Origin of the sequence: Brucella sp. IR068 (genome assembly GCF_049065885.1) — a bacterium.
Taxonomy (GTDB): Bacteria; Pseudomonadota; Alphaproteobacteria; order Rhizobiales; family Rhizobiaceae; genus Brucella; species Brucella intermedia.
Genome location: NZ_JBAKHE010000004.1, coordinates 316,204 through 335,033 on the forward strand (window position 1 = coordinate 316,204; position 18,830 = coordinate 335,033).

Consider the following 18,830-nt stretch of genomic DNA (forward strand, 5'->3'; position numbering starts at 1 on the left):
TCAATCTCCCAGCGGCAGGCGCGGATCATCTATGGTCAGCGTATTGAGGCTATGCTTGATGCGACGCAGGCTTTCCAGCACCTTCGGCCCGCGCGCTTCCGCCGTGGCCGTGGCGATCATGTCAAGAATTGCGAGCAGCGCGAAGCGCGACGAGGTCGGCTTGTAGATATTGCCGTCTTCATTGGCCTGATAGGGAATGAGCACGTCCGCCGCCTTGGCCAGGTCGGAACCTGCAGGCGTGATCGCTACTGTCTGGGCTCCATATTGGCGCGCGACCAGCACGGCTTCCACGACCGAACGCGCAAAGCCGGAAACGGAAAAGGCGATTACCGTCGCCTCATGCGTGGTGACGGCAGCATACATGCGCTGCAACTGCCCATCCACCTGTGCGCTGACAGGAATACCGAGCCGAAACAAACGGTTCTGCATTTCCGTTGCCAGCATGGAAGAGATGCCGCCGGACCCTAGGCAAAGAACAGGGCCCCCGGCGGCGAGCCGTTCGGCCACTTTCATCAGTACGGCCATGTCCAGTCCGTCGCTGGCGCGTTGGATGGCTGCGACCGCCGCATCGGTCACAGCGGTCGCAATGCGGCTTTCACGCACATCGCGTGCGGGAATTTCAGCCGTCAGATACTGGCCGCCAATGGCCAGCGCCTGTGCCAGATAGAATTTGAAATCACGAACACCGTCGCAGCCGAGCGCGCGGCAAAAGCGCGTGACGGTAGGTTCGCTGACGCCAGCTCTGGCGGCGATTTCCGAAATTGCCGCCTTGGAAGCGTAATCCGGATCTGCCAGCACGAGCGCAGCCAGCCGCCGTTCGGATTTCGATCCGTCCTGCGCCACGACATGCAGCCGCGTGATGATGTCGGCAACCTTGCTCATGGGGAGTTCAAAGCGGGAGACCGCTATCCTTGTCGAAAAGATGTATGTGTTCGCTCTTCGCAGTTACAGGCACTTGTTCACCGGGCGCAAGATGCAAGCGCTCGCGAAACACAGCCCTTATGGGCTGTCCCGCTATCCGGCCATAGATATGCGTTTCCGGACCCGTCGGCTCGATGACTTCCACCGTAAGTGTCAGCCCCGTGCCACCCGGCGCGACTGTAAAATTTTCCGGGCGAATGCCAGCTTCGGCCTGCCGGTTTTCGGGCGATCCCGCCGAGACGGCAATTTCTTCGCCCTCTTCAGTGCGAAATATGCCTTCCGATACGGTTCCGGGAATGAAACTCATGGACGGCGAACCGATAAAGCTCGCCACGAACTTGTTGGCCGGGCGGTCATAAAGCTCAAGCGGCGCACCGATCTGCTGGATTTTTCCCTGATTCATAACCACGATCCGGTCGGCCATCGTCATAGCCTCGATCTGATCATGGGTGACGTAGATCACCGTCGATTTCAGGCGTTGATGCAGCGCCTTGATCTCGGTGCGCATCTGTACGCGCAACTGCGCATCGAGATTGGAAAGCGGTTCATCGAACAGGAACACCGACGGTTCGCGAACGATGGCCCGCCCCATGGCGACGCGTTGGCGTTGCCCGCCGGAAAGCTGGCGTGGATAGCGATCAAGATAGGAATGGAGGTTGAGAATGGACGCTGCCTTGTCCACTTTCGCTGCGGTTTCCTCCGACTTCTCGCCACGAATACGCGGACCAAAACCAATATTTTCACGCGCCGTCATATGCGGAAACAGCGCGTAGGACTGAAACACCATCGCGATATTGCGCTTTTGCGGCGGCAACTCGTTGGCCCGGTCTCCACCGATCAGGAGATCGCCGCCGGAAATCGGTTCAAGCCCGGCCACCATCCGCAGAAGCGTGGATTTCCCGCAGCCCGAAGGACCGACGAGCACGAGAAATTCCCCGCTTTGAATATCGAGATCGACACGATCGAGAACGGTCAATTGCCCGAAGGTCTTGGTAATGCCGCGCAGCGAAACCTCTTTCATCGGTCAGTGTCCTCCGAGAATATCTTCTATGAAAGGACGGCAGCCCGCAGTCAGCCCCGCATCGACCGGGAGGATGGCGCCGGTAATCCCCGATGCCCGGTCGGAAGCCAGAAAGGCTACCGTTTCCGCGACCTCACGGGTGTCAACGATACGCCCCAGAGGATAAAAACGCTGCAAGCGGTCCAGAACGCCCGCGTCCTGCGCGATACGATGATCCCATGCGGGTGTCCGTATCGACCCCGGACAGACCACATTGGCGCGCACGCCCTTTCTTCCGAACTCCACCGCGATAGCGCGCGCGAAGGCATTGATCCCGGCCTTGGCGGCCGCATAGGCCGGGTTTCCGAAATGCAGAAGTCCGTTGACCGACGAAATAAACACAAAAACACCGTGCCCGCGGGCAGCCATGGCCTGCGCCATCACATTGGAAAATCCGGCAACCGCAGTCAAATTGAGGTCGATCTCGGCGTCGATATTGCCCTGATCCAGCCCATCGAAAGTCTCGGCACGGGTCCAGCCAGCATTGTTGATCACAATATCAGGCAGGCCGGATTCCGCTATGATCCGCTTTGCTGCGGGCTCCAGCCCGTCACGGTCGAGCAGGTTGAAGGCGTGACGCGCATGGAAGCCATCGCCAGTCATTGCCTCCAGTGACGTATCGCATCCGATAACTCGGGCGCCGCGTTCGGAAAAAAGATGGACAAGCGCGTTTCCCACGCCGCCACCTGCCCCGGTAACCAGCACCGATTTCCCGGCAAATTCGCCTGCTTGCTCCACGCTATTCCCCTTTATGCGGCAGCTTTCTGCAACTGTTTATTCCCGTCAGCGTAAAAGTCAAAATGTAAGTTTGCAACAAAACTTTTCGCTTGAAACTGCTATCAATGCCGATAATGTAGGAAAATAACAAAAATAGATGGTCATCGCGCCAATGCGGGGCAAAACAAGGGAACGGGAAGATGTCTATCAACAAATGGAAGGCCGGCCTTCTGGCTGGATTGAGCATTCTGGCGTTGTCGTCAGTCGCAAATGCTGGTGAAGTACGCATGACGGTCGCGGAGTACAGCTCCAAGACAGGCCCGTATTTCGAGGAAGTGAAGAAAGCGTTCGAAGCTGCCAATCCCGGCATCACGCTTAATTTCGAAGTTGTTCCGTGGGATGTGCTCCTGCAGAAGCTGACCACCGACATTTCAGCAGGCACCAACGCGGATCTTTCGATCATCGGCACACGCTGGCTGATCGATTTCGTGCAGCAGGGCATCGCCGAACCGCTCGACGGTTACATGAACGACGAGTTCAAGGGCCGGTTCATCGAGACTTTCCTGTCGCCGTCCATCCTGGAGGGCAAGACCTACGGCCTGCCGATCGCGGCCTCGGCTCGCGCCATGTATTACAACAAGGATCTTCTTGCCAAGGCAGGCGTCGAAAACCCGCCTGCAACCTGGGACGAACTGAAAGCCGCCGCTACCAAGATCAAGGCGCTCGGCGGAGAGAATTACGGTTTCGGCCTGCAGGGCAAGGAAATCGAGACCGACGTCTATTACTATTATGCCATGTGGTCCTACGGCACCGAAATCCTCAACAAGGACGGGACGTCGGGCCTGAGCACGCGGGGGGCACTGGAGGCTGCCAAGCTTTACAAGTCACTGATTGATGACGGCCTGACCCAGCCCGGCGTCACGTCCTATGCACGAGAAGACGTGCAGAACCTCTTCAAGCAGGGCAAGGTCGGCATGATGATAACCGCGCCTTTCCTTTCCAACCAGATCAAGGAAGAAGCGCCCAATCTCAAATACGGCGTCGCAGCCATTCCAGCCGGACCGACAGGCGCGCGCGGCACCTATGGCGTGACCGATTCCGTCATCATGTTCCAGAACTCCAAGAACAAGGAGGAAGCCTGGAAAGTGCTCGACTTCCTGTTCCAGACAGAGTGGCGCGCCAAGTTCACACAGGGCGAAGGCTTCCTTCCGGTCAACAAGGAAGAGGCGAAGATGGATTATTATGTGAATAATGCCGATCTCGCCGCCTTTACCGCGCTTCTTCCTGATGCCCGCTTTGCGCCGGTCATTCCGGGCTGGGAAGAAATTGCCGACATCACCTCCAACGCCATGCAGAGCATCTATCTCGGCAAGGGCGAACCCGATGCCGTGCTGAAGGACGCCGCCGCCAAGGCGGATGCGATCCTGAAGAAATAACACTCCCCGCCTGCCCGGCAGAGCCTATGCTCCGCCGGGCGCTTTTTCTTCCCGGGATCCAGATTGCCGATGCAAAGCCGCACCCTGCCCTATCTCCTGATCCTGCCGAGCCTGCTTTTGGCTGCGGTGGTGATCTTCTGGCCCGTGGTGCATCTCGTTGAAATTGCCAGCCACGACGTCAACCGCTTCGGGCAGCTACGCGATTTCAACAACGGCGCAAACTTCACGGCGCTTTTCGCAACGCCCGACTTTCTCAATGCGGTCTGGCGCACTGCCGTCTGGACCGTCGCCGTGGTGGGCGGGGCGCTCATCGTTTCCATTCCGGTCGCCGTCATCCTGAACATGGATTTCTATGGGCGGTCGGTCGCCCGCGTCATCGTCATGCTGCCCTGGGCCGTTTCTCTCACCATGACGGCCATTGTCTGGCGTTGGGCGCTGAATGGCGAAAGCGGAATGCTCAATTCCGCATTGCGCAATCTCGGTCTCATCGACAGCAACATTCAATGGCTGGCGAGCGCCGCGACAGCCTTTCCCATGCAGATACTGGTCGGCATTCTGGTCACCGTGCCGTTCACCACCACGATCTTTCTCGGCGGGCTGTCCTCCATCCCAGACGATCTTTACGAAGCATCGTCCCTCGAAGGCGCCAGCCTGTGGCAGCAGTTTCGCGAGATCACCTTTCCGCTGCTCAAGCCCTTCGTGAACATCGCCATCGTGCTGAATACGATCTACGTTTTCAATTCCTTTCCGATCATCTGGGTCATGACACAGGGCGGTCCGGCAAACTCCACCGATATTCTGGTGACGCATCTCTACAAGCTCGCCTTCAGGCTTGGAAAGCTGGGAGAGGCCTCCGCCGTATCGCTCATCATGCTGGCGATACTGCTCGTCTTCACCGCGATCTATATCCGCCTTGCAATGCGGGGAGAACGTGCATGACCGGCTCAAAATTGAAACGCACGATCGTTGCCTGGGCCGTTCTGTCGCCGCTTATCGTGCTGACGCTGTTTCCCTTTGCGGTAATGTTTCTCACCGCCGTCAAACCGCCGCAGGAAGTTCTTTCTCCAACGTGGTGGCCAAGCAGCTTTCGCTGGCAGAACTTTTCGGAAATGTGGGTCCAGACCAAATTCGGGCAAGCGCTTCTGAACTCGCTTTACGTATCAGTCATTGCTTCCGTGGGCGCGATCATCATTTCCATTCCTGCAGCCTATGCGATGTCGCGCTTTCGCTTTGCGGGTCACGGCTTGTTCCGCCAATTCCTGCTCGTCTCGCAGATGATCTCCCCCATCGTTCTGGTGCTTGGCCTTTTTCGGCTGCTCGCCGCTTATGGGCTGATCGAAAGCGTTTCGGCGGTCGGCGCGGTCTATATGGCCTTCAATATCGCCTTCACCGTGTGGATGCTGCAGAGCTATTTCGACACCATACCGCGCGATCTGGAAGAAGCCTCCTGGATGGAAGGCGCCGGACGCGGCAAGACATTGATAAAAGTGTTCCTGCCGCTCTGCCTGCCTGCCATTGCAGTGACGGCTATCTTCACTTTCATCAATGCATGGAACGAATTCGTCGTCGCATTGACCATGCTGCGCAGGCAGGAAAGCTACACCTTGCCCATTCAGGTCTTCTCGCTGGTGGCGGGACGCTACACCGTCGAATGGCATTACGTCATGGCGGCAACCTTTCTTGCCACGCTGCCGGTCGCAATCCTCTTCATCTGGCTCCAGCGCTATCTCATCAAGGGACTGGCGCTTGGGGCAGTCAAATAACCGGAGAAAATCATGTCCAGAAAACAGGTCTTCGGCGCATCGCATGTGCCTCTTTCCCCCGCCGTCCGAGCAGGCGACACAGTCTATATCTCGGGTCAGGTGCCAGTGGGACCGAACGGCCAGATCGTCGACGGCGGCATAGAAGCACAGACGAAACAGGTGCTCGAAAACGTCAAGGCCGCGCTTGCGCTTGCAGGAGCGACCATGGAAGACGTGGTCAAAACTACTATCTGGCTGGAAGACGCGCGGGATTTCGGGCGTATGAACGCCGTCTATGCCACCTATTTTCCAAAAGAGCCTCCTGCACGAACCACGGTCGAGTCCAGGCTGATGATCGACATCAAGATCGAAGTCGAGGCCATTGCCTACGCACCGCAGAAATAAACCGCCCCTCGCCCAGAGAAATTTTCATGCGCATTTTCACCGCATCGCTTGCGACAGAAACCAATACATTCTCGCCGGTTCCGACCGACAGGGCCTCGTTCGAGATGGCATTCTACGCAGCACCCGGCAAGCATCCAGATACGCCGACATTATGCTCTTCGCCCATCGTGGCATTGCGCAAGCGCGCAGCGGCGGAAGGATTGACGGTCATCGAAGGCACCGCCACATGGGCGGAACCGGGCGGCCTGCTCCAACGGCAAGCTTTCGAGGAACTGCGTAATGAAATTCTGGATCAGTTGAAGGCCGCTCTGCCTGTCGATGCAGTTGTTCTCGGTCTGCATGGCGCCATGGTCGCGCAAGGCTATGACGATTGCGAGGGCGATCTTCTGGAACGCGTGCGCGCCATCGTCGGGCCCGATATTCTGGTCGCCAGCGAGTTCGATCCGCACAGCCACCTCACCCCGAAGCGGGTCGAAAACCTTAATATTTTCGCATCCTTCCTCGAATTTCCTCACACGGATTTCTACGAACGCGGCGAGCATGTGGTCGATCTCGCGCTGGATGCGCTGAAAGGCCGGATCAGCCCGGTCATTTCCACCTTCGACTGCCGAATGATCGGCGTCTATCCGACAAGCAAGGAGCCGATGCGCTCCTTCGTCGACCGCATAAAGGCGATGCAGGGCAAGGAGGGCGTCCTGTCCATTTCCGTCATTCATGGCTTCATGGCTGCCGATGTGCCGGAAATGGGAACCCACATTCTTGTCGTCACCGACAATGACCCGGCGAAGGGCAAATCCCTTGCGGAAAAACTCGGGCGTGAACTTATCGCCTTGCGCGAGCAGACCCTGATGACCATGTTCGACACCGATCAGGGCATCGACCGGGCGCTGGCCGCCCATGCAGCCAATCCTGCCAAACCTGCGGTGATCGCCGATGTATGGGACAATCCCGGCGGCGGTGTCGCCGGCGACGGAACCTATGTTCTTCGCCGCCTGATCGAACGGCGTATCGATAATGTCGGCGTTGCCACGATCTGGGACCCCATTGCCGTGACATTCTGCCATGCGGCGGGCGAAGGTGCGTTAATCAATCTGCGTTTCGGCGGCAAATCCGGTCCGCTTGGCGGTGAACCCATCGATGCCCGCGTTACTGTCCTGAAAACCCTCGCCGAAGGCTGGCAGAGTTTTGGGCCAAGCCGCGTGACGCTTGGACCTTCGGCAGTGGTGCGGATTGAAGGCACCGAGATCGACATCATTCTCAACACCAACCGGACGCAGACATTCGAGCCGGATATCTTTTCCAATATCGGCATCGACCCGATGAAGAAGGACATATTGGTGGTCAAGTCCACCAATCATTTCCACGCGGGTTTTGTGCCGATCGCAGCCGAGATCATCTATGTCGCGGCACCCAGCTCCTATCCGAGCAATCCGCGCACGACCAATTATCGTAAGCTCACCCGTGCTATCTGGCCGCGTGTTGAAAATCCGTGGTGAACAAACGAAAAAGCGCGGGCGTTACCCGCGCTTTTTTGATCAGAACGTCGATCTGATCAAAATCAGTTCGAAACGCAGTCTAATGAGCCAGATAGGTCGAGATAATCGGCACGTAAGTGACGAGCGCCAGCAGGATGAACAGCGCCATATACATGCTGAACGCCTGGCGGGTGAAATCTCCGACCCTTACCTTGGCGATGTTGCAGACCATCAGCATGACAGTACCGACCGGCGGCGTCAGCGTGCCAATCGAAAGATTGACGATGACGACGATGCCGAAATGTACCGGATCGATGCCCAGAGCCTTTACCGTTGGCATCAGGAGCGGAACCAGAACGATCATCAGGGCGGTACCCTCGATCAGCGCTCCGAGGATCAGCAGGATCACGTTGACTGCCAGCAGGAACGCATAAGGGTTGCTGGTGAAGGACGAGATCAGCTGCATCAGCGACTGGCCGGCCTGTTCGAGCGAAAACACCCATGCGAGCGCTGACGACGCCATGATGACGAGCATGACGGAGGCGGTCGATTTCGCCGTTTCTATCAGCGAATCCACCACATGCGAGATGCGCATTTCGCGATAGATCACAAAACCGATGATCAGAACCAGCGTCACGGCAACAGCACCGGCTTCCGTCGGCGTGAAGATGTTCATGCGGATACCGCCGATGATCGCAAACAGCAACAGGACAGCAGGCCATGCCGAGGCAAGCGTCGAGACGACTTCGGCGCCGCTCATCCGCTTTTCACGGCTCGGCTTGTAGCCGCGCTTTACCGACGTGATATAGGCCGCGATCATCAGGATGATGGCACCCAGGATGCCCGGCACGACACCAGCCATGAACATCTTGCCGATGGAAACATCCGCAATCAGACCATAGATGATGAGCGCGATGCCCGGAGGAATGATCGGCGTAATCAGCGAACCGGCAGCCGTTACCGCGCAGGAAAATGCCTTGTCATAGCCACGCTTGACCATTTCCGGCACCATCATGCGGGTAAGCATGGCACTGTCGGCCAGATTGGACGCGCTGACGCCGCCCATCAGGGTTGAAACCATGATGTTGGTGAGCGCCATGCCACCGCGCATGCGACCGACCAGAATTTCCGCGACCTTAATCAGACGTTCTGCAATACCGGTATGCGCCATCACCGTGCCAAGCATGATGAAGAACGGAATGGCGAGCAGCGATGTGTTTTGAGCCGGGCTGATGAAGCGCTGGACTGCAATCGCTATCGGCATCTGGTTGAAGAACGTAAAATAGGTGAAGACCGCAATCAGGATGGCCACGTAGAGGCGCATATTGAGCGCGATCAGCGCCAGCATGATGAGAACGATAGTCGTAAGATTCATGCCTTGCCTCCCGCAAAAGCGGCGCGCAAGGATTTGAATGCGCCTGCAAACATATAAAGGGCGATAATACCGAAGCCGACCGGCACGGCGATATCGATCCAGTAGTAGGAAACGCGCAGCACGTCGGTCACTTTAAGCTGTGCCGCCACCGACAGCTTGTAGCCGGCATAGGACACGTAGAGCAGAAACAGCCCCGACAGGATGGCAACGACAGCGTTGATGATCTCGCGCAGCTTTTCCGAAAACAGCTCAACAAGCATCGGAATGGCAAGATGCTGGTTGCTGCGTTCCGCGGCAACGCTACCGAGCATCACGATCCAGATCATCAGCAGGCCAGCCATTTCCTCGGTCCATTGCAATGGCTGGTGCATCCAGTAACGCATGACAACGGCGATGTTGAACATCGCCAGCAGGATGAACAGCGGCACGGCAGCCAGCCATTCGATCAGTTTTTCAAACAATTTCATCGGATTGAATTCCATGAGCAGACCATGCCGCGGCAAAGCCGCGACATGGCGATATCCGAAAAGGATGGATCAGTTCAGTTCGGCTTTGATCTTGTCATAAAGACCAGGCGACCATTCCGGGAACTGGGTGTAGACCTTCTCTGCAAGAGCCTTGAAGGGAGCGCGGTCGACATCGATGACTTCGACTCCGGCTTCCTTCATCTTTTCGATCATTTCATTGTCTTTTTCGATCGTCAGCTTCTGGCTGTAGAGACCCGCATCATAAGCGGATTCATGGATCATCTTGAGCTGATCTTCCGGCAGCGTGGAAAAGAAGGCTTCGCCGCCCACGATGAGCGCCACGTTGGTCAGATAGCCGACCTTGCTCAGATATTTGGCTTCTTCCTGGAATTTCTGGCCGTACAGAACAGAAATCGGGTTCTCCACACCATCGATCACGCCCTGCGCGAGCGCCGGGAAGGTTTCTCCGAGCGGCATCGGGGTCGGCGTAGCGCCCATTGCCTCGAAGGTCTTGATCTGCATGACATTGTTCGGCACGCGGATCTTCATGCCCTTCAGGTCTTCAGGCGTGCGGATCGGCTTCTTGGAAATGATCTGGCGAATGCCATAGAGATAGTTCGGCATTACGATATGAATGCCCTTCTTCTTCAGCTCTTCGCTCTTTTCCTTGAACCATGGCCCGTCATAGACCTTGAAAAGCTGCGCCGGATCGTCGGTCAGGAACGGACCATAGAGCACGCCGAGATCAGGATCATACTCGGCAAGAAAGCCCACGTCGGAAATGGTCACGACATTGAGGCCCATCATGGCCTGCTCGGTCACGTCCTTCTTGGAGCCAAGCTGCGAGCTTGGATAAAGTTCGAGCGTGATCTCGCCGTTGCTGCGCTTGGCAAGATCGTCTTTCCAGTAATGCATTACCTCATCGAAAGGCTCGCCGGGGTTGTTTTCATAGGCAACCTTGATCGACACATTGGCAGCGTATGCAGCCATGCTTCCTGCCAGCAGCATGCTGGCGGCGATCATGCCGGTAACGAGTTTCTTCATCAGTATCCTCCCGTATGGGGTCATTAAACAATGGCCTTTTGGCCGGTTTCCTCCACTAGCGTCCGGCACCGTCCATGCGGCCCGGACATTTGCTTCGATTTCAGTCGCGTTCGATGATGATCTTCAAGACATTGCGGTCGCCGTCCCAGTAGGGAAGCGCCGCTTCAGCTTCATCGAACGGAAATATTTTGGAGATCAGCTTGTCGGCATCCGCTCCGAGCTTTTCCAGATGGGCGATGACAGCCTCGAAATCCGCGAGCGTCGCATTGCGCGATCCCATGATGTCGAGTTCCTTCAGGTTGAAGAACTGCGTCTGGTAGGTGACTGGGGCCTTGGAATAGCCGACATAAACCACCCTGCCCGCGAAGCCCGCCAGATCGACGGCCTGCGTGAAAGTGATCGGTAGGCCGACCGCTTCAAAAGCAACGTCCACGCCGTCATCGTCTGTCAGTTCCTGAACCTTCGCGACAACGTCCTCGCCGCCCGGAAGCGCATGCGTGGCGCCGAATTGCAGCGCCAGTTCGCGCTTTTCAGCACTTGGATCGATGGCGATGACCTTGGCGCCACGGGCGACTGCGCCGAGCAGCACGCCCATGCCGATCATGCCGCAGCCGAGAACAGCGACCGTGTCGCCTGCCTGGACCCGTCCGCGCTCGACGGCATGGAAGCCGACCGAAAGCGGCTCGACCAGTGCCAGATGACGCGGTTCCAGCGTATCGTTGAGGATCAGCTTTTCGGCAGCCAGCACGATCTGGTCGGCCAGACCGCCATTCTGCTGCACGCCAAGCGTCTTGTTATAACGGCACGCATTGAGCCGGCCCTTGCGGCAGGACGAACATTCACCGCAATTCGTGTAAGGCAGCACGATCACCCGCTTGCCGCTGGCGTAGGCGGCGCTGACGCCCGCGCCTGCTTCAATGATCTCGCCGCCGATCTCGTGCCCCGGAATACGCGGCAGCTGCACCAGCGGATTAAGCCCCTTGAAAGTGTTCAGGTCGCTGCCGCAGAGCCCAACATGCCGTACCCGCACTCGGACATGACCCGCCAGCAACGGCGCTTCGTCGATTTCTGCAAAACGGGTAACGTTTTCGCTCTCGATACGCAGAGCTTTGACCATCGAATTATTCCTGTCAGTCGTCATTGAATAAAGGGCTATGAAACGGGGGATCAGGTTACGGCGCCGACCTGCCACGGCACGAATTCGTTGTCGCCATAGTCATAGACTTCGCTCAACGTCTTCTCGCCTGATGCGACCGCGATGATATGTTCGAAGATGCGCGTACCGGACTGCTCGATGGTCTCATCGCCGGTGACGATACCGCCGCAATTGATGTCCATGTCTTCCTTCATGTGCTCGTACATTTCGGAATTCGTGGCGATCTTGATGCAGGGTGAAGGCTTGAAGCCGGATACCGAACCGCGACCCGTGGTGAAGCAGATCACATTGCAGCCACCGGCCACCTGCCCGGTCACGGCAACGGGGTCATAACCCGGCGTGTCCATGAACACGAAGCCGGGTTCAGTCACGGTTTCAGCGAATTCATAGACGGCCTTGAGCGGCATGGAGCCACCCTTGGCAACCGCACCGAGCGACTTTTCCAGAATGGTGGTGAGACCGCCGAGCTTGTTGCCATGGGATGGGTTGTTGTTGAGTTCGTCGCCATTGCGCGCGGTGTAGTCACGCCACCAGTCGATGCGCTGCAACAGCTTTTCCGCCACCGCTGGCGTTACTGCGCGGCGCGTCAGAAGATGTTCGGCACCGTAGATTTCCGGCGTCTCCGACAGGACGGTCGTGCCGCCATTGCGCACGATAAGGTCCGAGGCATAGCCCAATGCCGGATTGGCGGAGATGCCGGAATAACCGTCCGAGCCGCCGCATTCCAGCGCCACTTTTAACTTCGACAGAGGCTGTCTGGTGCGTACCGCGGAATTGACCAAAGGCAGCATTTCCTTGATCTCGGCAATCGCATGATCGATGGTCTTGCGCGTGCCGCCATGCTGCTGGATCGTCATGGTGCGCAGGCGCGAGCCTTCTTCCATGCGATAATGTTCGAGGATCGGCGCAATCTGGTTGGTTTCGCAGCCAAGCCCGATCAGCAATATTCCCCCGAAATTCGGATGCTTGGCATAGCCCTGAATGGTGCGCGTCAAAAGGCGATAGCCTTCCGACTTTGTGTTGAGCGCGCAACCGCTGCCATGCGTCAGCGCGACGACGCCATCAACGTTGTCGAAACCGTCGAGCCCGCCCATGCGATTGAAATAATCGGCGATGTAGCGCGACACCGTGGCAGAGCAGTTGACTGACGAAATCACGCCGATGAAATTGCGCGTGCCGACGCCGCCAGCGCCACGGTCGAAGCCCATGAAATGGCGGCGTTCCGCCTCCGGCAGCATGCCGCGTTCCTCAATATCGATGGAGAACTGATGCTCGTGTTCGGAGGGCAGCATGGCGAGGTTCTGCAAATGCACGTGCTCGCCCTGCGCAATGTCCTTCGTCGCAACGCCGATCACCTGCCCGTATTTCAGGACTTCCTTGCCTTCCGGAATATCGCGAACGGCAACCTTGTGCCCACGTCCGATCAGTTCGCGGGCCTTGATCCCCTCAAGGCCGATCGGATCGCCAGCGCGAACCGAAACGCGCGCCACCGCAACATCATCCGCAGGATGCAGCAAAATTACCGGCGCAACCGCTGTAGCAACGGAATCATTCATGTGTCTGACCTCACTCCCAAATCGCCCCGGCTAATCACTCGCTGGGTTCATTATCCATCCAACGCTGCTTGGATCGGTCCAGATGCGTTCGCATCGCTGCTTGCGCCTGAAGCGGATCCTTCGCCTCAAGCGCCGCATAGATCGCCTCGTGCTCGGCCAGAGCCAGAGCCCATGTATCGTTATCCTCGAAGCGCGTTCTGATATGCGACGTCAGCGGACTATGCCGCTCGTCGAAAAGGTCGCGCACGATGCGCACCAGCACGGAGTTCCCCGATTGCTCGGCGATGAGCAGATGAAACTGCCTGTCGAGTTCAATGGCCTTGCGCCCGGCATCGACATTCACCTTCATGGCGTCAATCGTTGCGCGCAGTTCGGCCAGGCTTTCAGGCGTCATGCGCGCACAGGCCATGACAACCACGCTGCCCTCGACCATTTCGCGCGCCTGCATGATTTCGAGCGGGCTCTCGCCGATGGAAGCTCCTTGTGAAAGCGAACGCTTTTCCGACTCTGCCGTGACATAGATGCCGGAACCCATGCGGATTTCGACATTGCCGGCGATTTCGAGCGCAATCAGCGCTTCGCGCAGCGAAGGCCGCGACACACCGAGCTGCTGTGCCAGCTCGCGCTCAGCCGGAAGCCTGCTGCCAGCAGGAAACTGGCCGTCCTGAATGAGGTTTCTCACCCGGTCTGCAATCTGCTGATAAAGCCTGCGCGGTTCCGCGGTCGCCGTAAAGTCGCTCATGATGCTCCCAATTCGCCTCTCCTCGAATTGGCCTTACCATATTAGCAAGCGAAACGAAGCGCAATATACGCAGAAACTCAAAGAATTGCGGCAAATTGCACATTTCCACATCTGCGCTGAAATCATTCGGCCCTTAAATCTTCCCACTGGCTTGACCAATTTACCCTGCATCGCTTAGTTAAAACCACTGATTTATGGGAGAAGGTCATGCACGAAAAGCCAGCGATCCTGCAGTTTGGCACCAGTCGTTTTCTGTTGGCTCATGCCGATTTCTTTGTTTCGGAGGCGCTTGCCGAGGGCAAAGCCATCGGGACAATCGCCGTCGTGCAGACTACTTCAAATCCGCAGAGCAGCCAGCGGATCGCAGCCCTGAACGAAGCCCGCAGCTATCCGGTAATGATCCGCGGACTGGCTGATGGGAAACCCTTTGAGAAGGAATATCAGGCGCAAGGCGTCACCACCGCCTATTCCGCCCATCAAGACTGGCCTGCGATTCTCGACCTTGGCACCAGTGTCGATGTGATTCTTTCCAATACCGGGGACAAGGGTTTTGAGCTCGACAAGAGCGATGACAGTTCGCTTCTTGCCAATCCGGAAGCTTTACCGAAGAGCTTTCCGGCCAAGCTTCTGGTGCTTCTGCATCACCGCTGGCAGCACAATCCCGATGCGCCGCTGTCGGTATTTCCCTGCGAGCTGATCTCGCGCAATGGCGACAAGCTACGCTCTATCCTGATCGATCTCGCCCATGACTGGAAACTGCCGGACAGTTTCGTGCAATGGCTCGAAACCCGCTGCGTCTTCGCCAACAGCCTTGTTGATCGTATCGTCTCAGAACCCATCGAGCCGATCGGCGCCGTCGCCGAACCCTATGCGCTGTGGGCAATCGAGGAGGCCGATGGCCTGACGCTGCCTTGCGAACACAAAGATATCGTCCTCACCGACGATCTTGCACGCTATGAGCATCTGAAGCTCTATCTGCTCAACCTTGGCCATACATTCATCGCAGAACAATGGCTGAAGGGCGGTCGCCCGAAAGACGAGATAGTGCTGGAAGCCATGCAGGACGAAACGATCCGGCGTGAACTGGAAACGGTCTGGCGTGAGGAAGTCCTGCCGGTTTTCGCTGCGGACGGGCTTGGAGACCAGGCGGCGGCTTATATGGATTCTGTGCGGGAACGGTTTCTTAACCCCTTCCTCAAGCACCGTATCGCAGACATTGCTTCCAACCACGAGGAGAAGAAGCGCCGCCGCTTCGCGCCGGTTATCGATCGCGCGTCGGAACTCGGTCTCGACCTGGAGCAGCCACGCCTGAAAGCGGCTGTGGCCTCCTGAAACTACGCGTCGTGCTTTCCGAAAATCGGATTCGATTTTCGGGCCGATGCTGCCAGCCATTCGTTCAGCTCGACTTCGGCGCGTTCAAGCGCGCTGTAGTTCAGCAGTTTGCGCAAAAGCGCGACCGTTACCGCGCGCGCCCGCAGATTGAAACGCCCCTCATCCGGCTCGCTCTTCTCCTGATACACCCCAAGTTTTTCATAGAGTTGCTGCAATCTGTTCTGGACACTTCTCAATGACAGATTGCGGCGGCGCGCAATGACGCGATCCGTAAGCCCCAGCGCGATATCGATCAGAATCTCATATTCGCTTTCGCTGAAACCGCTGGCATGACCAAGGCTCTTTTGCTGGAGGCCGCGCACCTCACGGTCGATGACGCATTGGGCTTCGACGAAGATGCTGCGCAATGCCAGCCGCAGCTTGTCGTCCGATGCGGACTTCAAAACATAGCCGTAAGCCGCCCCTTCCGGCACGATGCGCGACACGCCGCGCACATAGGCTTCGTCGGCATAGTTCGACCAGAACAATATGCGCGTTTCGGGATTTTCCTTCCAGATGGTGCGCGCGGCTTCGATGCCGTTGCGCCCGTTCATCTGCAAATCCATGACGATATGGGCGGCCCTGTGCTGGCGCGCGAGTTTCTCGCCCGTCGACCCGTTTTCAGCTTCCAGCACATCGCTGCATTCCGGCAGCGCCGCCCGCACGGCCTCGCCGAGATAGGCGCGGTGCAACGGATCATCTTCCACGATCAGAACATGCATTTTATCCTCCGCCCTCCCGGCACATTTCCGCAGGCAGGTGAATCGTCACACTGGTGCCGCCGCCTTCCCCGTTTTTCCTGATAGCGAAACTCGCAGAAATCAACCGCGCGCGTGTGCGCATATTGTCGATCCCATGCCCAACGTCGGGACGCTGCGTATGGCGATCCATACCGATGCCGTTGTCCGCCACTTCAACATGCAGGCGACCGCCCTTGTTGCGGAACGCGACGCGCAACCGGCTTGCATGAGCATGACGGATTGCATTGTTGATTGCCTCCTGCACGATGCGAAACAGCGAGGTCGCGACCGTTTCTTCCAGCCGATCCGCCATGCCGCCGCTGCTGTCATCCAGCGTCCATTCGACGGACGATCCGCTGTCGCGCACCGAACGGCCCAGATGGTTTTCCGTCGCCTGCACGAAACCGAACAGCTGGAGGATCGAAGGCTTCGCTTCTTCAATGATTTGCCGAAGATCGTGCATGCAATGCTGGAGCCCCCGAAACAGCGGCTCGAGCTGCTCGCCGGAGAGGTCCGGGGCATGGGTGAGCCGCTCCACATGGCGCGCCAGTCGTGTCAGATCGGCGAGCGTCTGGTCGTGCAGGTCCATGCCGATGCGGTGGCGCTCGATTTCCAGCGCTTCCGTCAGTTTAAGCGCGCCGAAGCGCAAGCCTTCCTCCCGCGCTCGCGCTTCCGCTTCCACAATGGCGGACCGCTTGGCCTGCTCCGCCGCACGGATCGCGAAGAAATACGGGGTAAGCAGATCGGCAATCGACTGGGCATTTTCCACGTCCCGCATGGTGTAGCAGGCGGGAGTGAGACTGGAACAGCTGAGCGCGCCGATAATATCGCCCTGCGCCTTTAGCGGCACATGCAGGCGGCCCTTCAGATCGTGCTCGATAATGGGTCTGGAGAAAGCACCCGTAAAATGAAAGCGCGGATCGGTGCGCGCATCGTCAGTGAGAAGATGATCGGCCTCGCCGGAAAGCACAGTTCGAATGGGACTGCCGGAAAGCGGTGCGGGCGGATTGCGGCTCCAGTCCGTCGATATGCCGCTCTCATAGGCGATATGAAACTTGCCATCGAGCGTCTTGATGCAGACGTCCAGATGGTCATAGGGCACGATATGCGTGATCTCCGCCGCCACCGCCCGGATGATGGAATCGAAGTCGAGTTGTCCCGCCAGCAATCTGGAAATATTCAGATAGTGGTCGAGCAACCTTTGGGGGGCGAGTTCAAGCAAGCGTCTCTCCTCCAGAACGCAAACTGCTCATGAAGCTATAATACGCCGCGACATCCTCGGCGCGTCTTGCGGGTTTCCGCAATTTTGCTGCGGGAACCCGCAAGTCAGTTGCTTCAATGGGCCTTCACAGAAGGCTTCTCTTCTTTCATCCTCGCTTCACCAGAAAATTGCCCGCGATACAAGAGTGAAAAATCGCATCAGGCGCGGACTGGTGCCGTTGAGGAGCGGCGGTGCGGGAGGCTCGCGCCACAATCAATTCAGACGATCCGAAGTGCCGGGGCGCTGCGGGTCGCATACTGGCAACTGGGAGGAATGAATGAAACTCGCAAAAATCCTTTTCGCATCCGCAGCACTGGCAGGCGTATTGGCCGCAGGCAGCGCAATGGCCGACACATCATCGAAGAAGATCGCATTCTCGAACAATTATGCTGGCAACTCGTGGCGTCAGGCCATGCTGGAAAGCTGGGACAAGATCACCAAGGAAGCCGTGAAGGCCGGCGTGGTGGCTGCTGCCGACCCGTTCACGACGGCTGAAAACCAGGCGACCGAACAGGCCGCGCAGATCCAGAACATGATCCTGCAGGGTTATGACGCCATCGTCATCAATGCCGCCTCGCCAACCGCCTTGAATGGCGCGATCAAGGAAGCCTGCGATGCGGGCATCACGGTCGTTTCCTTCGACGGCATCGTGACCGAGCCTTGCGCATGGCGCATTGCGGTCGATTTCAAGGCGATGGGTGAAGGACAGATCGACTATCTTGCCAAGCGCCTCCCGGATGGCGGCAACCTGCTCGAAATTCGCGGCCTTGCCGGTGTTTCCGTCGATGACAATATCCATGCCGGCATCGAAGAAGGCGTGAAGAAACATCCGAAATTCAAGATCGTCGGTTCCGTCAATGGCGACTGGGCCGCAGACGTCGCACAGCGTGCCGTCGCGGGCATTCTCCCAAGCCTGCCGAAAATCGATGCGGTCGTGACGCAGGGTGGCGACGGTTACGGCGCTGCGCAGGCTTTCGCCGCCGCCAAGCGCGAAACGCCGATCATCATCATGGGCAATCGTGAGGACGAACTGCAGTGGTGGAAACAGCAGAAGGACACCAACGGCTACGAAACCATGTCGGTTTCGATTGCGCCCGGCGTATCCACGCTTGCTTTCTGGGTTGCCCAGCAGATTCTCGACGGCAAGGACGTGAAGAAGGACCTTGTGGTTCCGTTCCTCAGCGTCAGCCAGGAATCGCTCGACAAGGACCTTGCCAACACCCAGAAGGGTGGCGTCGCGAATGTCGAATATTCGCTTGAAGACGCGCAGAAGGTCATCGACGCCGCGAAATAAGCAGCGCGTTGCATCATCAGACGATTGGGGCGGGTTTCGTTCCCGCCCTTTTCCGTCACCTCTATTCA

The 18,830-nt window shown here is 57.9% G+C and carries 18 protein-coding genes; 7 read left to right on the forward strand and 11 right to left on the reverse strand.

The window, feature by feature from the left end; all coding sequences use genetic code 11:
* From ACOWVS_RS09270 to ACOWVS_RS09280, 3 genes are read right to left on the reverse strand one after another with little or no spacing between them, the layout of a single operon-like run.
* Complete coding sequence (locus tag ACOWVS_RS09270; protein WP_006469151.1) at positions 1 to 882, reverse strand: MurR/RpiR family transcriptional regulator; 882 nt, start codon at positions 880 to 882, stop codon at positions 1 to 3.
* Positions 883 to 889: 7 nt separating this feature from the next.
* Positions 890 to 1,942 carry an ABC transporter ATP-binding protein gene (locus ACOWVS_RS09275; protein WP_006469152.1) on the reverse strand — a complete coding sequence of 351 codons (1,053 nt, stop codon included), beginning with the start codon at positions 1,940 to 1,942 and terminating at the stop codon, positions 890 to 892.
* Between the two features lie 3 nt (positions 1,943 to 1,945).
* The gene (locus ACOWVS_RS09280; RefSeq protein WP_063621103.1) at positions 1,946 to 2,719 is read right to left on the reverse strand and encodes an SDR family NAD(P)-dependent oxidoreductase; all 774 of its coding nucleotides are present in this window, start codon (positions 2,717 to 2,719) and stop codon (positions 1,946 to 1,948) included.
* 179 nt (positions 2,720 to 2,898) lie between these two features.
* Between ACOWVS_RS09280 and ACOWVS_RS09285 the strand changes: the two genes are divergently transcribed.
* The 5 genes from ACOWVS_RS09285 (at position 2,899) to ACOWVS_RS09305 (ending at position 7,777) form a co-directional block, all read left to right on the forward strand.
* Positions 2,899 to 4,134, forward strand: coding sequence for an ABC transporter substrate-binding protein (locus ACOWVS_RS09285; protein ID WP_063621104.1), 1,236 nt, complete (start codon positions 2,899 to 2,901; stop codon positions 4,132 to 4,134).
* Between the two features lie 69 nt (positions 4,135 to 4,203).
* Entirely contained in the window at positions 4,204 to 5,073 is an 870-nt protein-coding gene (locus tag ACOWVS_RS09290; RefSeq protein ID WP_006471981.1) for a carbohydrate ABC transporter permease, read from the forward strand.
* Positions 5,070 to 5,897 (forward strand): carbohydrate ABC transporter permease, encoded by an 828-nt coding sequence (locus ACOWVS_RS09295; RefSeq protein WP_075041848.1) that lies wholly within the window; start codon positions 5,070 to 5,072, stop codon positions 5,895 to 5,897. Before ACOWVS_RS09290 ends, ACOWVS_RS09295 begins: the two co-directional genes overlap by 4 nt.
* 12 nt (positions 5,898 to 5,909) lie before the next feature.
* Positions 5,910 to 6,281 (forward strand): RidA family protein, encoded by a 372-nt coding sequence (locus ACOWVS_RS09300; protein WP_025089990.1) that lies wholly within the window; start codon positions 5,910 to 5,912, stop codon positions 6,279 to 6,281.
* A gap of 26 nt (positions 6,282 to 6,307) precedes the next feature.
* Positions 6,308 to 7,777 (forward strand): M81 family metallopeptidase, encoded by a 1,470-nt coding sequence (locus ACOWVS_RS09305; protein ID WP_063621108.1) that lies wholly within the window; start codon positions 6,308 to 6,310, stop codon positions 7,775 to 7,777.
* Between the two features lie 79 nt (positions 7,778 to 7,856).
* On the opposite strand, the gene ACOWVS_RS09310 is transcribed toward ACOWVS_RS09305, so the two are convergent.
* From ACOWVS_RS09310 to ACOWVS_RS09335, 6 genes are all read right to left on the reverse strand, one after another.
* A complete protein-coding gene (locus tag ACOWVS_RS09310) occupies positions 7,857 to 9,131 on the reverse strand; it encodes a TRAP transporter large permease (protein ID WP_006469159.1) in 1,275 nt (424 codons plus the stop codon).
* Positions 9,128 to 9,598: a TRAP transporter small permease gene (locus ACOWVS_RS09315; RefSeq protein WP_241083937.1), complete on the reverse strand. Its 471-nt coding sequence runs from the start codon at positions 9,596 to 9,598 to the stop codon at positions 9,128 to 9,130. Before ACOWVS_RS09315 ends, ACOWVS_RS09310 begins: the two co-directional genes overlap by 4 nt.
* A 69-nt stretch (positions 9,599 to 9,667) precedes the next feature.
* On the reverse strand, positions 9,668 to 10,642 hold the full coding sequence (locus tag ACOWVS_RS09320) for a C4-dicarboxylate TRAP transporter substrate-binding protein (RefSeq protein WP_006471979.1): 975 nt from the start codon (positions 10,640 to 10,642) through the stop codon (positions 9,668 to 9,670).
* Positions 10,643 to 10,742: 100 nt separating this feature from the next.
* Complete coding sequence (locus ACOWVS_RS09325) at positions 10,743 to 11,759, reverse strand: zinc-binding alcohol dehydrogenase family protein (RefSeq protein WP_063621112.1); 1,017 nt, start codon at positions 11,757 to 11,759, stop codon at positions 10,743 to 10,745.
* Positions 11,760 to 11,809: 50 nt separating this feature from the next.
* Positions 11,810 to 13,354 (reverse strand): UxaA family hydrolase, encoded by a 1,545-nt coding sequence (locus ACOWVS_RS09330; protein WP_006469163.1) that lies wholly within the window; start codon positions 13,352 to 13,354, stop codon positions 11,810 to 11,812.
* A 34-nt stretch (positions 13,355 to 13,388) separates the two neighbouring features.
* A complete protein-coding gene (locus tag ACOWVS_RS09335) occupies positions 13,389 to 14,096 on the reverse strand; it encodes a FadR/GntR family transcriptional regulator (protein WP_006469164.1) in 708 nt (235 codons plus the stop codon).
* 207 nt (positions 14,097 to 14,303) lie between these two features.
* On the opposite strand from ACOWVS_RS09335, the gene ACOWVS_RS09340 reads away from it, so the two are divergent.
* Positions 14,304 to 15,428: a D-mannonate oxidoreductase gene (locus ACOWVS_RS09340; RefSeq protein ID WP_063621114.1), complete on the forward strand. Its 1,125-nt coding sequence runs from the start codon at positions 14,304 to 14,306 to the stop codon at positions 15,426 to 15,428.
* Positions 15,429 to 15,430: 2 nt separating this feature from the next.
* Here ACOWVS_RS09340 and ACOWVS_RS09345 read toward each other — a convergent pair whose 3' ends face one another.
* Together ACOWVS_RS09345 and ACOWVS_RS09350 are read right to left on the reverse strand one after the other, a co-directional pair.
* Positions 15,431 to 16,189 (reverse strand): response regulator transcription factor, encoded by a 759-nt coding sequence (locus tag ACOWVS_RS09345; protein WP_063621116.1) that lies wholly within the window; start codon positions 16,187 to 16,189, stop codon positions 15,431 to 15,433.
* A 1-nt stretch (position 16,190) separates the two neighbouring features.
* Complete coding sequence (locus ACOWVS_RS09350) at positions 16,191 to 17,429, reverse strand: GAF domain-containing sensor histidine kinase (protein ID WP_063621118.1); 1,239 nt, start codon at positions 17,427 to 17,429, stop codon at positions 16,191 to 16,193.
* Between the two features lie 316 nt (positions 17,430 to 17,745).
* Here ACOWVS_RS09350 and ACOWVS_RS09355 point away from each other — a divergent pair, with 316 nt between their 5' ends.
* Positions 17,746 to 18,762 carry an ABC transporter substrate-binding protein gene (locus tag ACOWVS_RS09355; protein ID WP_063621120.1) on the forward strand — a complete coding sequence of 339 codons (1,017 nt, stop codon included), beginning with the start codon at positions 17,746 to 17,748 and terminating at the stop codon, positions 18,760 to 18,762.
* The last annotated feature ends 68 nt before the right edge of the window (positions 18,763 to 18,830 follow it).